General features: G+C 37.5%; 12 protein-coding genes. 3 read left to right on the plus strand and 9 right to left on the minus strand.

The features are described 5' to 3' along the window. The first annotated feature begins 13 nt into the window (after positions 1-13). Positions 14-3,910, plus strand: a complete 3,897-nt coding sequence (purL, locus tag B8W84_RS00810) for a phosphoribosylformylglycinamidine synthase (RefSeq protein WP_094751442.1) — start codon at positions 14-16, stop codon at positions 3,908-3,910. 71 nt (positions 3,911-3,981) lie between these two features. Here the strand turns inward: purL and hemW are convergent, their stop codons facing one another. From hemW to B8W84_RS00840, 6 genes are all read right to left on the minus strand, one after another. Beyond that, on the minus strand, positions 3,982-5,121 hold the full coding sequence (gene hemW / locus B8W84_RS00815; protein WP_094751443.1) for a radical SAM family heme chaperone HemW: 1,140 nt from the start codon (positions 5,119-5,121) through the stop codon (positions 3,982-3,984). A gap of 218 nt (positions 5,122-5,339) precedes the next feature. Continuing rightward, on the minus strand, positions 5,340-5,942 hold the full coding sequence (rdgB, locus tag B8W84_RS00820) for an RdgB/HAM1 family non-canonical purine NTP pyrophosphatase (protein ID WP_094751444.1): 603 nt from the start codon (positions 5,940-5,942) through the stop codon (positions 5,340-5,342). Between the two features lie 13 nt (positions 5,943-5,955). Beyond that, entirely contained in the window at positions 5,956-6,387 is a 432-nt protein-coding gene (locus tag B8W84_RS00825) for a DUF4426 domain-containing protein (RefSeq protein ID WP_094751445.1), read from the minus strand. 264 nt (positions 6,388-6,651) lie between these two features. Beyond that, positions 6,652-7,194 carry a YggT family protein gene (locus tag B8W84_RS00830; RefSeq protein WP_094751446.1) on the minus strand — a complete coding sequence of 181 codons (543 nt, stop codon included), beginning with the start codon at positions 7,192-7,194 and terminating at the stop codon, positions 6,652-6,654. A gap of 27 nt (positions 7,195-7,221) precedes the next feature. Further along, a complete protein-coding gene (gene proC, locus B8W84_RS00835) occupies positions 7,222-8,046 on the minus strand; it encodes a pyrroline-5-carboxylate reductase (RefSeq protein WP_094751447.1) in 825 nt (274 codons plus the stop codon). 40 nt (positions 8,047-8,086) lie between these two features. Then, positions 8,087-8,785 carry a YggS family pyridoxal phosphate-dependent enzyme gene (locus tag B8W84_RS00840; protein WP_094751448.1) on the minus strand — a complete coding sequence of 233 codons (699 nt, stop codon included), beginning with the start codon at positions 8,783-8,785 and terminating at the stop codon, positions 8,087-8,089. 17 nt (positions 8,786-8,802) lie between these two features. Between B8W84_RS00840 and B8W84_RS00845 the strand changes: the two genes are divergently transcribed. Beyond that, on the plus strand, positions 8,803-9,837 hold the full coding sequence (locus tag B8W84_RS00845; protein ID WP_094751449.1) for a type IV pilus twitching motility protein PilT: 1,035 nt from the start codon (positions 8,803-8,805) through the stop codon (positions 9,835-9,837). A gap of 126 nt (positions 9,838-9,963) precedes the next feature. Then, positions 9,964-10,737, plus strand: coding sequence for a peroxide stress protein YaaA (yaaA, locus tag B8W84_RS00850; RefSeq protein ID WP_094751450.1), 774 nt, complete (start codon positions 9,964-9,966; stop codon positions 10,735-10,737). Between the two features lie 108 nt (positions 10,738-10,845). On the opposite strand, the gene srmB is transcribed toward yaaA, so the two are convergent. The 3 genes from srmB to B8W84_RS00865 all read right to left on the minus strand — a co-directional run bounded on the left by srmB (position 10,846) and on the right by B8W84_RS00865 (position 15,458). Then, complete coding sequence (srmB, locus tag B8W84_RS00855) at positions 10,846-12,252, minus strand: ATP-dependent RNA helicase SrmB (RefSeq protein ID WP_094751451.1); 1,407 nt, start codon at positions 12,250-12,252, stop codon at positions 10,846-10,848. A 143-nt stretch (positions 12,253-12,395) separates the two neighbouring features. Then, positions 12,396-14,258 carry a TonB-dependent receptor plug domain-containing protein gene (locus tag B8W84_RS00860; RefSeq protein ID WP_094751452.1) on the minus strand — a complete coding sequence of 621 codons (1,863 nt, stop codon included), beginning with the start codon at positions 14,256-14,258 and terminating at the stop codon, positions 12,396-12,398. 135 nt (positions 14,259-14,393) lie between these two features. After that, positions 14,394-15,458, minus strand: coding sequence for a potassium channel family protein (locus B8W84_RS00865; RefSeq protein WP_094751453.1), 1,065 nt, complete (start codon positions 15,456-15,458; stop codon positions 14,394-14,396). Positions 15,459-15,463: the final 5 nt, after the last annotated feature.

Below are 15,463 nucleotides of genomic sequence, written 5' to 3' on the forward strand. Positions count from 1 at the left end.
AGAGAAATAACTTATGGAAATTTTGCGTGGGGCTCCTGCCTTATCGACGTTTAAGGTGCAACAGCTGTTACAAAACTGTACCTCTTTAAATCTTCCTGTAGAAGCAATATATGCTGAATATATACACGCTACAGACTTAAGTGAAAGTTTAAATGACCAAGAGCTCGTTGTATTACAAAAATTATTAACGTATGGATCCAAGATAGCAGATTCGCTACCACTTGGTACATTATTCTTTGTCACCCCTCGCCCAGGAACAATTTCACCTTGGTCTTCAAAAGCGACCGACATAGCGCATAATTGTGGTTTATATAAAGTAAGAAGATTAGAGCGTGGAATCGCTTATTACGTACAAACATCAACACCATTATCCGCTAAAGAAGACAAAATATTATCTTCTTTATTGCATGATCGTATGATGGAAGTTGTTTTTAGTAAATTAAATGATGCGGAACAATTATTCATACAAGGTGCGCCTGGTAAAATGCAAAGCATTAAAGTGCTTAGTGAAGGTCGAATTGCGCTTGAGAATGCGAATATCAAACTGGGTCTTGCATTAGCGGACGATGAAATTGATTATTTGTTAGAAAATTTCATCAAATTAGATCGCGATCCGAATGATATTGAGCTTATGATGTTTGCTCAGGCAAATTCAGAGCATTGTCGACATAAAATATTCAATGCACAATGGACCATTGATGGGGAAAAACAGTCAAAATCATTATTTAAAATGATCCGTAATACGCATGAAAAGCATCCCGATTATGTTCTTTCTGCTTACAAGGATAATTCTGCCGTAATGGAAGGGTATGCCAGTGGTCGTTTTTTCCCTAGCGTGGAAGAAAGAAAGTTCACTTATCATCATGAGCCCATTGATATCTTAATGAAAGTCGAGACACACAATCATCCCACTGCAATTTCTCCTTTTCCTGGTGCGGCGACAGGATCTGGTGGTGAAATTAGAGATGAGGGTGCGACTGGGATAGGTTCAAAACCTAAAGCCGGATTAGTCGGATTTTCTGTGTCTAATTTACGGATCCCAGGATTTGTTCAAGCATGGGAAACTGACTTTGGCAAACCTTCACGTATTGTTTCGGCCTTAGATATTATGCTTGAAGCTCCACTTGGAGGGGCCGCGTTTAATAATGAATTTGGCCGTCCTAATATTTTAGGTTACTTTCGGACCTATGAAGAAAAAGTTGAAAGCCATAATGGAGAAGAGATCCGTGGTTACCATAAACCGATTATGCTTGCAGGTGGTTTAGGTAATATTCGCCGAGAACATGTGCAGAAAAAAGAGATACCTGTTGGAGCCAAACTGATTGTTTTAGGTGGCCCTGCAATGAATATTGGTCTCGGAGGTGGGGCTGCTTCATCTATGAATTCTGGTGCTTCTAGTGAAGATTTAGATTTTGCCTCAGTGCAACGTGAAAATCCAGAAATGGAACGCCGGTGCCAAGAAGTCATCGATTGTTGTTGGCAGATGGGTAAGGATAATCCTATTCAGTTTATACATGATGTGGGAGCAGGTGGGCTTTCTAATGCAATGCCTGAACTAGTTAATGATGCAGGTCGAGGTGGTATTTTTGATCTTCGTGCTATCCCAAATGATGAAAAGAGTATGGCTCCACATGAAATTTGGTGTAATGAATCTCAAGAACGTTATGTTTTGGCGGTTAAACCTGAGAATTTAGCAACCTTCGAAGCAATTTGCCAACGTGAGCGAGCATTGTATGCGGTGATAGGGGAAGCAACTCAAGAGTTGCATTTAACGCTTAATGATACGCTGTTTGATAATCAACCGATTAATCTACCTTTGGACGTATTATTAGGTAAAACACCTAAAATGCATCGAGATGTGCAGACTAAAATAGCGCAAGGTAAAGCATTAGATCTTTCTGCTGCAACATTAAAAGAGGCCGCGGAACGCTTATTGCGTTTACCATCAATTGCAGAAAAAACATTCTTGATAACAATTGGCGATCGCAGTGTGACAGGTTTGGTCGCGCGTGACCAAATGGTTGGTCCGTGGCAAGTTCCTGTTGCAGATTGCGCAGTTACCGCGTCAAGTTATGATACTTATTTTGGTGAAGCAATGGCTATCGGTGAGAGAGCTCCTGTAGCACTCCTCAACTTTAGTGCCTCTGCGCGTCTTTCTGTAGCAGAATCTATCACTAATATCGCCTGTAGTGATATCGGTGATTTTAAACGTATTAAACTTTCTGCAAACTGGATGTCTGCAACGGGTCACCCCGGTGAAGATGCTGGTTTGTATGCTGCGGTGCATGCTATTGGTGAAGAGCTTTGCCCTGAACTTGAATTAACTATTCCAGTGGGTAAAGATTCAATGTCGATGAAAACACGTTGGCAAGATGAAAACTCTATCGATAAAGAAGTTATTTCACCACTTTCGGTGATCATTACCGCTTTTGCTGCCGTCCGTGATATTCGCCTTACGGTTACTCCACAATTGCGCACCGATAAAGGTGATACTGATTTGATCTTAATTGATTTGGGTAATGGCAAAAATCGATTAGGAGGCTCTTCACTCGCACAAGTCTATAAACAACTAGGGGATATTACTCCTGATTTGGATAATCCTGCACTGTTGAAAAGTTTTTTCTATGCAATGCAAAAATTGGTTGCAGATAAACTGCTCCTCGCGTATCACGATCGTAGTGATGGTGGCTTATTCTCGACGATCACTGAAATGGCTTTTGCTGGGCATTGTGGTGTGACTGTCCAATTAGATCAATTAGGCGCTGATGATTTCTCGGTACTCTTTAGTGAAGAGTTGGGAGCGGTTATTCAAGTTAAACGCGAACTTAAAGAGAAAGTGTTAAATATCTTAGCCGGGCATGGTTTAAGCAGTAATATATTTGTGATTGGAACACTAAATACAACGGATCAAATTAAATTTACTCGTGATTCTGTCGATGTATTAGCCGCTTCGCGTCGTTTATGGCGTGGTATATGGGCAGAAACTACTTTTAAAATGCAATCGTTACGTGATAACTCAGAATGTGCCGAACAGGAGCATGCTGTGAAATTAGATGATGCGGATCCTGGCTTAAGTGTCAAATTAAGCTTTGATATCAATGAAGATGTTGCAGCTCCTTATATTGTTAAGGGTGTTGCGCCCCGCATGGCTATTTTACGCGAACAAGGTGTTAACTCACAACAAGAGATGGCTGCCGCGTTTGATCGCGCAGGATTTGCGGCTATTGATGTGCATATGAGTGATATTTTATCTGGCAAGGTTAAATTAGATGAATTTTCAGGATTAGTCGCTTGTGGAGGCTTCTCTTATGGCGATGTACTCGGTGCTGGGGAAGGTTGGGCAAAATCGATATTGTTTAATGATCGCGCTCGGGAGCAATTTCAACGTTTCTTTGAAGCGAAAGACTCTTTTACATTAGGTGTTTGTAATGGTTGTCAGATGCTTTCTAATTTAAAGGAATTGATTCCTGGTAGCGAATTATGGCCTCGTTTTGTGCGTAATCGTTCAGAGCGATTTGAAGCGCGCTTTAGTTTACTTGAAGTGCAAAAAAACAATTCAGTCTTTTTAACCGATATGGCAGGATCGCATATGCCGATAGCGGTTTCGCATGGAGAGGGACGTGTCGAATTCAAAAATTTAGCGCATCTTAGTGCGCTTGAATCGAGTGATAATATTGCATTACGCTTTATTGATAACTACGGAAAAAGAACAGAAGCTTATCCTGCAAATCCTAATGGATCATCAGGAGGAATAACAGGACTAACATCAAATGATGGACGTGTGACGATTATGATGCCTCATCCTGAGCGTGTATTTAGAACTGTTGCGAACTCTTGGCATCCTGATGAATGGCAAGAAGATAGCCCGTGGATGCGTATGTTTAGAAATGCGCGTAAACAATTAGGCTAATAGAGTCACAATGAAAACATAAGTAGAGAGAAGGAGGGAGACCTCCTTCTCTCTACTTTATTTTATTTTGTTTATATAAACAGTTGTAATAAATCGTTTAAATAGCGGTGGCCCAAATCGGTGACTAACCAATGATCCTGTTTTTTAATTAATAATTTTTTGTGTATAGCTTGAGAAATAGGCAAGTCAATACTCTCAAGGCTCAAACCCGTATAGGCTTCAAATTCAGTAAAAGGAATAGGTGCAAAAAGACGTAAGCGATTGAGCATATATTCAAAGGCAAGATCCGTAAGTGCGACATGCTCTGATTTATCTAAAAAGGATCGTTCGGTTTGTAAATAGCCTTTTGGGTGTTTGACTTTTACGGTGCGAATAATTTTATTCTCGAGCGGTAGAGTTAACTTTCCATGAGCCCCACAACCAATACCAATATAATCAGAGAAAGACCAATAATTTAAGTTATGTAAACACTCAAAGCCTTTTTTACAGTATCCCGATATTTCATATTGAATATAATTGTTTTTTGCGAGTAGTTGTTGTCCCGCTTCTTGAATCTCCCAGAGCAAGTCATCATCGGGTAATGTCGGTGGGTGGGAAAAATATTGTGTGTTGGGTTCAATCGTGAGCTGATACCAAGAAATATGTGTGGGCTGTAAGCTAATCGCTTGCTGTAAATCAGAGAGTGCATCGGTAATGCTTTGCTCTGGCAAACCATGCATTAAATCAAGATTAAAGGTTTTAATCGAACATTTTTTAGCTTGTTCTGCCGCTCTAATAGCATCTTCGGTATTATGAATGCGACCCAGACGTTTTAATTTTTCTGCTTGAAAGCTTTGTACGCCAAAAGAGAATCGACTAATTCCAGCCTCTTTAAAGGCCGCTATTTTAGCGTTTTCAAGGGTGCCTGGATTAGCTTCCAATGTGATTTCAATATCTTTCTTAAAAGCGATTTTGTGTTGTATCTCTGTGAGTAACCAAGAAATACCTTTTGGTGAAATAAGGCTCGGTGTACCTCCTCCAATAAAAATGGTATCTAAAATACGCCCCTGTGCATAGACAAGATCTATTTTTAAATCGTCAATTAATGCGCTTAAATAGGCTTCTTCAGGGATTTTACCCTGTAATTTATGGGAATTAAAATCACAGTAAGGGCATTTTTCAATACACCATGGAATATGAATATAAAGGCTTAATGGAGGAAGCTGTAGCATAGTATTGATTTCTATTATTAAATATAAGAAAGGGATGCGATTCATCACAAGTATATTTGCATAGTACGTTAAGAGATAATATCAGCAAGGCAAATCGTCTTTAATGGTTATAAAACAAATTTTAGGTGTGATATTTTTCTATGTTGGATCTCAATATTTAATGTTTTCTGAGGAAATCGCATTGTAAGCGCATTGTGCATCTTACAATGCTCTTTTGTTTAGCCAAGTTGAACTTTTAATTTTTTAATTAATTGTGCCAGTGCTTGGCCTCGATGGCTTAATTCTCTTTTACGTTGTGCGCTAAGTTGTGCCGAGGTGCAATGCTCAGACTCTAACCAAAAAATAGGATCATAACCAAAACCATTTTCTCCATGTGCTTCGGTACTGATCCGTCCTTCCCATGTTCCTTGACAAATAATAGGGGTAGGATCGTCAGCATGGCGCATATAAACAAGTACGCATTGGAATCGAGCTTGTCGTAGCGTAGCATCAACGCCTTTTAAGCGTTCTAATAATAAGTTAATATTATCTTGGTCGCAGGCTTTTTCCCCGGCAAAACGAGCAGAATAGATGCCAGGCTCTCCTTTTAGAAAATCAACTTCTAATCCGGAATCATCTGCTATGGCTGGCAGGCCTGTTATTTTTGATGCGTGACGTGCTTTAATTATCGCATTTTCAACAAAAGTCGATCCCGTTTCGGCAACTTCGGATACATCAAAATAGCTTTGTGCTAATACTTCAATGGAGAAGCTATTAAGCAGTTGACTCATTTCTTTTACTTTACCTTCATTACCTGTAGCTAATACCCATTTTGTATTCATTTTTTTTCGTGCCTCAATTGATATAAAATTTATGTTGGAATTTAAGAATGTTAGTTTTTTTCTCTGTTTTTATTTTTATGTTAAAGTTTACGATTTCTTCGTTAAGAAATGGATAGGTAGCGAGGTAGTAGATGGCATCTCCCTCATTAACTAGGGTAAAATTTAAGGGGTGTATTTGGCCGATTAAATTGCGTGCAGTACCACTAATAATCGCATAAATTGCTTTGTTATTCTGCGTGTTATCGATTACAGATATATTAATCAGGCCATTATATTTACTGCGTTTGATTGAATATTGATGAGCAATATTAGGTGTTAAAAATTTTGTTGGTATAGCAATGTAATGCACGCTTAAATTATCGAAAATTTGTTTTTGCTCTGCGTGAAGATAATTACTTTGTATCAAGAAAGATAAAAGAACGCACTTTAAAATAAATTTAAACATATTGACTCCAAGTAAAAAATAGCCGTTTATAAGGTGAGATTATCTGTATTAAATTATGTTTATTAAAGTGTTCTTCCTTTACTGGGTATGTTTTGTTTAGTACATTAAATCACTCACTGATAACGGTCTGTTTGCGTTATATATCACAGGATTATTTGGCTTTTATTTTTCAGATAACTATAAAGGTACCGATGTTGTCTTTAGAGTGAATAGATGGAAAAGATAAAATATCTTTGCCATCTATTTTTAAAAGTATTTGTGTTACTAAAAAAGCTGACTCAATAAGTCATTGACAAATATTTCAACAAATTGTAAAGCAAATAAAACGACTACCATGGATAAATCTAAGCCTCCAATAGGTGGAATAAAACGACGAATAGGAGCAAGTAAAGGTTCGCTGAGTTGAATCATTACCGCCTCAACAGGGTTGTTTCCTTTACTTATCCAACTGAAGATTGCGCGTAAAATAAGCACCCAAAAAATCAACTTAAAGACACTTTGAATTACAATAAATAGACTAGAAATTAAGATCGGAATAATATGTATTGCACTATTAAAGATTAAAGATAAAGCGACTATTTTTAAACTTGCCATGATAAATGCAAAAAGAATCGTCGCACAATCCCAACCTTTGAGACTAGGAATAAAGCGACGTAAAGGTGCCACGATAGGTTGTGTTGCTTTAACAATAAATTGGCTAAATGGATTGTAAAAATCTGCGCGTGCTACTTGTAGCCAAACACGAATAAGGATCACCATGATATAAATATCAAAGATCGTATTGATTAAAAAATTAATTGAATTCATAAATATTTTCTCTTATTTAAAGGGGGTTTAAAATAATGATTCCATGTCATTCGCTCGATCGGAAGCACTTTGCATCGCTTTCGCGACGATATTATTTAAATCTAATTCGTTAAACATATGTAATGCTACCGCAGTAGCCCCCCCCTTTGAGGTGACATTTTGACGTAAGGTAGCAATACTCTTTTCTGGATTTTGCAATACCATTTCAGCACTACCTAAGGCAACTTGCTGTACTAATAAACGTGCTTGTTGCTCATCGAAACCCATTTTAAGGGCTTTCTCTTGCATTGCCTCCATAAATAGGAAAAAGTATGCGGGTGCAGAGCCAGACACTGCAATGATAGCATTAATCATTGCCTCTGTTTGAACCCAAATGATTTTACCAACACTTAACAAGAGTTGCTCTGCAAATAATTTATTGTCAGTGGATACGAGTGTTGATGCGAAAAGTCCTGTCATTCCTTTTTGTACTAGTGCTGGCGTATTGGGCATTGTACGGATAATTTCAGTTGTATCACCCAGTAGGAATTGTAAACGTTCTACAGTGATGCCTGCTGCGATAGATATAATTAATTTATTTTCAAAATGGATGCCAGCAAGGTTAAGTGCTTGGCAAACTTCAGCCATTATTTGAGGTTTTACAGCTAAGACAATGACATCTGCCCATTTGGCGGAACTAATATTATCATTGCTAATTTTAATTGAAAATTGATCCTTTAAGCGCGTTGTATTATCTGGACTTGGTGCGCTTGCACAAATTAATGAGCTTGGATAATTTGCTTTAATTAAACCACTGATAATACTCGAAGTCATATTTCCGGCTCCGATAAAGGTGATTTTTTTATGTAACATATTTATTCCCTTACAGTGAATATGCACTATCAATTTATTCTTAATTTCGACTTCCAAAAATATCTGTACCAATCCGTACCATTGTACTGCCACAGGAAATAGCGAGCTTCATATCGGCACTCATGCCCATAGATAAAGTATCAATATCTGGATATATGGATTGTAATTTAAGATAAATATCATGCAGTATTTTAAACTGTTTGCTTAAATGTACGGTATCAGGCGTTTTTTCTGGAATGGCCATTATGCCTCGCAGTTTTATATTTTCAAGTTTGCTAACTTGGGACGCGAGTAGCATAATTTGTGCTAGAGTTATTCCTGATTTACTCGTCTCCGCACTGATGTTAATTTGCAGACATATATTTAGAGGCGCTAAGCGTGCTGGTCGCTGGGAACTTAAGCGTTGTGCTATTTTTAAACGGTCAATACTTTGTACCCAATCAAAATTTTCGGCGACAAGACGCGTTTTATTTGATTGTAGTGGACCGATAAAATGCCAACAGATAGGATCGTTAAAAGTACAATCATTTTTAATGGATTGTATTTTTTGGATACTCTCTTGTACGTAATTTTCACCAAAAAGTCGTTGGCCGGCTAAGTAAGCTTCTTTTATTTGTATGATTGATTTTTTTTTACTGACTGCAAGTAGTTGTATCTCTTTTGTATTACGTTCTACTTGTAGCGCCGCATGTTCTATTTTTTGTCTAATATCTATTATGTTTTTTTTAATTATTGTCATTATAAGGATTTTAAATTATGAATATGACTGAATTATTAGCTTTTAGTGTCAAGTCAGATGCTTCAGATTTACACCTTTCGGCTGGGTTGGTTCCCATGATCAGGGTCGATGGTGAAATACGCAAGTTAAATATGCCAACTTTAGCACAAAAAGATGTTAAAGCTCTAATTTATGGCATTATGACAGATAAACAGTGCCAAGATTATGAAAAGAATTTAGAGATCGATTTTTCTTTTGAAGTTTCTGATTTAGCTAGATTTCGTGTTAATGTTTTTACACAACAGCGAGGTGTGAGTGGTGTTTTCCGTATTATTTCGAATCAAGTGTTGTCCCTTGAAGATTTAAATTGCCCTGAAATTTTGACCCGTATAGCTGATTTTCCGCGAGGACTTGTGTTGGTTACAGGTCCAACCAGCTCGGGTAAATCAACTACATTAGCCGCTATGATTAATTATATTAACGAGACAAAGGCTAAACATATTTTAACTATTGAAGATCCTATTGAGTTTGTGCATCAGAGTAAAAAATCTATTATTAATCAGCGAGAAGTCTATCGTGATACCTTCAGTTTTGATAATGCATTAAAAAGTGCATTGCGTGAAGATCCAAATGTTATTATGGTCGGGGAGTTACGCGATCTTGAAACGATTCGTCTGGCGTTAACGGCCGCTGAAACAGGGCATCTGGTTTTTGCCACCTTACATACGACTTCAGCCGCAAAAAGTATAGATCGTATTGTTGATGTTTTTTCGGCATCAGAAAAAATGATAGTGAGATCTATGTTGTCAGAGTCTTTGCGTGCAGTAATATCGCAAACGTTACTTAAAAAAATAGCTGGGGGACGTGTGGCAGCGCATGAAATTATGATTGCAACTCCTGCAATTCGTAACTTAATACGTGAAGATAAAGTAGCACAAATGTATTCTGTTATTCAAACGGGGATGGTACATGGCATGCAAACACTCGATCAGTGTTTACGTGAATTAGTGCATCAAGGGGTGATCTCCAATAGCGTCGCTTTGGAAAAGGCCGTATATCCAAAAACATTTTAAAAAGCATTGGCAACGTTATGTTCATAAATTTATTTAGGAACATAACGTCGCTTTCAATTAGAGTAAATAAAATGTCATACTTATTTTGTATGATCAAAAAACGATCTGATATTATTAGGAATATCTATGTTGATAGTACTTTCTCCGGCGAAAACGCTGGACTTTGAAACGGCCCCTCCTATTTCTGATTTCACACAGAGCGATTTATTAGTAGAAAGTGAATTATTGATAAACAAATGTAAAACATTATCTGTGGAGGATATTATCTCTTTAATGAAAGTGAGCACTAAAATTGCCACCTTAAATGAAAAACGTTTTTCTTCGTGGGAATTACCCCTTACGTTAGGAAAAGCAAAACAAGCCTTATTTGCTTTTCAGGGAGAGGTTTATACAGGATTACAAGCGCAAACATTACCTAATAAAACATTGCATTATGCACAACAGCATTTACGTATATTATCCGGATTATATGGTTTATTGAGACCGTTAGATTTGATGCATGCTTATCGTTTAGAAATGGGAATTCGCCTTGAAAATGTAAGAGGGGTAAACTTGTATCAATTTTGGGGAACGCGTGTTAGTGAGGCAATAAATAACGTATTGCAAGCACAAGGAGATAACATTTTAATTAATTTAGCGTCTATGGAATATTTTAAAGTACTTAAAAATAACGCATTAAGCGCACGAGTGATCACACCAATTTTTAAAGATCAAAAAAATGGACAATATAAAGTGATTAGTTTTTATGCTAAAAAAGCACGAGGTTTAATGGCGCGTTATATATTAGAAAATGAAGTGCAAGATATTGCACAATTAAAAGAATTTGCTGTCGATGGCTATTACTTTGTAGAGCAAAATTTACAAGAAAATGAATTGCTTTTTTATCGTGATGAAAAATAACAATAACGCCTGATGAATCTATATATTATCAGGCGTTATTTCGTTATTCAGTTATTCAGTTATTCAGTTATTCAGTTATATATTATCAGGCGTTATTTCGTTATTTCGTTATTCAGTTATTTCATTAGGCTTTATTTCTTTATTCTTTTCTTTTTTATGTGTTTTACCCGCCCAATCTGGTTTGCCTTTTGCTCTCTTATTACGTAAGCGTTGCTTACCTAGATCATCTTTCTTTTTCTGGCGTTTTTCTTTTTTCTTTTCTTTTAACTCTTTTTCTCGAGCTTTACCTTTTTTGTTCACAGGATTTTTAGATTTACGCTGACTTAATTTTGCTTCTTTATGCTTAGGGCGCAGTGCTTTGATAATTCTGCGTTTAAGAACTTGATCAGTGTAACGTTCAATTTTAGCTAGAATATCAATATCATGAGCTTCAACTAATGAGATAGCTGTGCCTTTTTTACCACCACGGGCAGTACGACCGATTCGGTGCACATAAATATCTGCACTTCGTGGTAAATCGTAATTGATGACGTGGGTAATATTCGCTACATCGATGCCTCTGGCCGCTACATCTGTGGCAATTAAGATATTAACTTTATCGTCTTTAAACTGGGCCAAGGCTTGGGTACGCTTTTCTTGATCCATTTCTCCACGTAAGTAATTACAAGAAATATTCAATTCAGCAAGCTGTGCTACCAGAAAGGCTAACCGTTCTCTGGTTTTTACAAAAACAATTATTTTTTTATCGACTTTTTCTTCGTCATTTATTCCATCTTCATTTTTTAAAAGCTCAGCCAGTAATTGTAATTTATGCTCTGGACTATCCGCAAGGTGGATCCATTGATTTATCTTGCCACTTTCACGACGTGAAACTTTAGCCTTTAATGCGAGAGGCTCATTTAAAACCTCGCGAGCGAAGTCGCGTAACCCTTTACCTTCGAGTGTTGCAGAAAAAAGTGATGTCTGTTTTCTCCAGCGCGTTTCGTCTGCAATACGATCCATCTCATTAATAAATCCCATATCTAGCATTCTATCTGCTTCATCTAGGATCAAACTTTCAACTTCACGACAATCAAAGGCTTCAGCATCAATGTACTCCATGAGTCTGCCTGGAGTCGCAATTACAATATCAATATTATCGGTAATGATTGCTTCTTGTTCTTGATAAGAAACACCACCAATTATATTACCCACGATGAGACTTGTATTTTGAGTTAATTGTTGTGCTACTTCACTGATTTGTGTGGCAAGTTCTCGTGTTGGTGTCAATATTAGAATACGAGCTGAGCCTCCCTTTCGACGAGGAAAATCAATTAAGCGCTGTATTGCTGGCAATAGAAATGCAAGTGTTTTACCTGTTCCTGTTGGCGCACTTGCCATAATGTCACGTTCATCCATTGCAGGAGGAATTGCCAAAAGTTGAATACTTGTTGGGCGCGTATGTCCCATTAGTGAAATGGCATCAAGTAATGAATTATCAAGCTCGAGTGCGTCAAAAGAGGTAATATTTTGCAAAATAATATCCAGTAAAAAAGTAATAAGGTTTATTAATAAATCTTATTATAAAGCATCACAGGCAATACTCTGCATTGTTTCACCCAAAGAATAAGTCGTTATAAAAACAGGTGTTATACCTTTGAAGATAAACACCCTTTTATTTATTTAACCGTAAACCCAATATATGCCGTTAGGGGCTCTGTATCGTACCCCGACACTTCGACATAATCTTTATTTAAAGCATTTTCAATACGGCCAAGTAGTGAGATATGTTCGGTTAATTGGTAGTTAACCGCGATATTAAGAAGGCTGTAACTGCTTAAGTTGACATCACCGCTATCTATTCGTTGACCAATATAACGTAAGCCAATATTTGCACTTAATTTTTCGGTGTATTGATAGTTTGCATTTATATTCGCACTGTTTTTTGGTCGACGTACCAGCGCATTATTGTCATTATTTAGGGTTTTATTATAGGTGTAAGCGCTATTAACACGTAGCCTATCTGAAATATTTAAGTACCCTGTCAATTCAATCCCTCGTGACGTTGCCCTATCTTTATTTATATAGGTGTTATTTTCATAAATGTGCATATCCGTATAACGCGAATCAAAATAGGTTAAATCAACATACGCATCACGACTGGCAAAATTATATTCAATACCCATATCCCAGCTGGTACTTCTTTCTGGCTTCAAATCGGGATTACCATGATAGTCACCCCATTCACTTGCATTATATCCATATAATTGTCCAAAACTAGGGTTCTTAACACCCGTGCCCAAGCTACTATGTAGGCGAGTCCCATCGCTTATCCAAGCGCTAATATCGGCATGGTATGTTTGTGTGTTAGTAAAGCGATCGTTAAAATCTTGCCGTGCGGCTAAACTAAAAAATATACTTTTATTCCAATCGGCTGCATATTCAAGCACAAGAGCCGAAGCCTTCATATCTTGGTGTTGTGACATACTCCAACTCTGGTAATTATCATGTTCATATTCTCCTGCAAAGCTTAAGCGTTGTGTATAAGACGTTTGCGTGGTGAAATAATAATCACTTTGTATTGTGACTTTGTTTTTAGCGCCACTATTAGAAGAGCTTGAAGAGGGATTATTATCATTACTATTGTAGGATGAGCGACTCAAGGATAAACTGTTTTTTGATTTTTGGTCGAGTGAATTTAAATGTGCATTTATTTTACCTGACTGTTCTTTGGTGCTTGAAAAATAACCATCATTATTTAAGGCATCGGTACCGGGATAACCGTCGTAATCATTTTTGGCGCTACTATAACGTAACATGGCATCCAAACTAAATGTCTTATTAAAGTCATGTCCCACTTTCATTGCTAGCGTTTGATTTTTATAAGCGTCGTTTTCATTACCACCGGTTGTTTCAATTTTTGTGCTGATCCCATTTGATTGTATATTACTTCCTGAGAAGGAGTAATAACTGCGTTTATTAGCGCCATTTATATTAAAAGATTGCAGATGATATTGGTTACTGCCCCCTTCAACAAAAAAGCTGGGGTTAAAGCCTGAGCTTCCTTTTTTAGTGGTAATATTAATGACGCCTCCCATCGCATCACTGCCCCACAATGCACTTTGAGATCCTTTTAGCACTTCAATTCGTTCAATATTAATCGCCATTAAAGAGCTAAAGTTAAATCCACCATTGATACTCGTAGGGTCGTTAACTTCAATACCATCAATAATGACTAAGGTTTGATTAGAGTTTGCTCCACGAATAAAGACAGAGCTTACACCTCCGCTTTTACTCACTGTGACGCCTGGGATATCTTGTAATAATTCGCTGACAGTACGGGCTTGGTTATCTTTGATATATTGCTCATCTAAAACGACAATAGAGCTACCACTTTCGACCCGCTTGGTCTCGACTAGGCTAGCCGAGATGACGATATCGTCATGGGGGTTGGTCTCGCGATAAGTCTCTGCTACTGCGAGCGAGCTACACAGGGCGCAAGAAAAAATTATAGTCAGTAAGGAATAGCGGTGGTTGAACATGTTGTTTTCCATTGTTTGTATATAACATTCATATCGACCTTAAATAATCCTTATTTAGGGTCAGAAGTTCACTCTCTTTAGAGGCGGCTAATGTTTTTTATGCTTAGCATAAAAAACGCGGAGTATAGCAAGCTCTTATTTTTTATCCAGCCATAAAAGCTCTTCGGCGAAAAAACGTTCATCTGCAATATAATGCAGGTGGTCGCCTGCTTTTACTTGTACATCTTTATGCGGATTAAGTTGCATTTCATCACCATTTTTAAAGGAACTTAGCGCAATTAATATCATTTGATGCTGTTTTTTTAAATGAGTAAACAGATCGGAGAAAAGGCAAGAGGGAGTGCCTTGAGGTACTTGCAAGCAGTATAATGTTGCGCCTCGAAGGGTAGAAAATAACTGGGCAGCCACTTGACTCGAGCCTGGATCTTGCATACTACGCACCATCATTTGAGCGCTATTGTCGAGGCTACATTCTATCTGAGGGCAATGAGTTTTAAGTAATTTGGCTTTTTCTTTGTCAAAAAAATGAGCCGAAATATTAGCTTTATTATCGCTATTTGTGGCAATACTTAAGGCGATGGATAAGGTTTCATCATCAGATTTACCATTAATAATAATACGCGCAGCTTCCTTTAATGCAATTCTTTCAAGCTCTTTAGCATCTGAAAAACTACTTATTTTTACAAAAGAAATTTCTGTGATTTCGGGAAAAGGGTTTTCCATATCATCGGTGACACATAGTAAAATATCTCGATGGCGACGTTTTTTATCGGCTAAAATAAGTGCGATTATCTGCGCGGTGGAATATTTATCCCAGCACAATAATAATATATGCTGTTGATAGTGTGAAAAATCATTATTACCGTGCATATTACGTCTCGCTATATCAATAAATAATTGTGTCATTTTGCTAATGAAAGAGGCAAAAATAATAAGCCCAGAGGGAATTTGATAAAAAGATACAATAGCTTTACCTAAGTCGGTACTAGGGCTTAAATCGCCAAAGCCTACGGTAGAAACTACGACCATGTTGTAGTAGATAAATTCAATGGGGTTGGCGACGAGCGCATCTTCACCCGCGAGGCAAAACAGTAAATAGGTGACAAAAGATTGAGCCATCACTAAAAACAACATGGCAGGCCAACTTAAGCGTAGTGATAAGCGTCGCCAAATCAAGCGTAATTGCAGAATAGACATCATTTAAG

It is taken from the genome of Psychromonas sp. CD1, assembly GCF_002239585.1.
GTDB lineage: Bacteria > Pseudomonadota > Gammaproteobacteria > Enterobacterales > Psychromonadaceae > Psychromonas.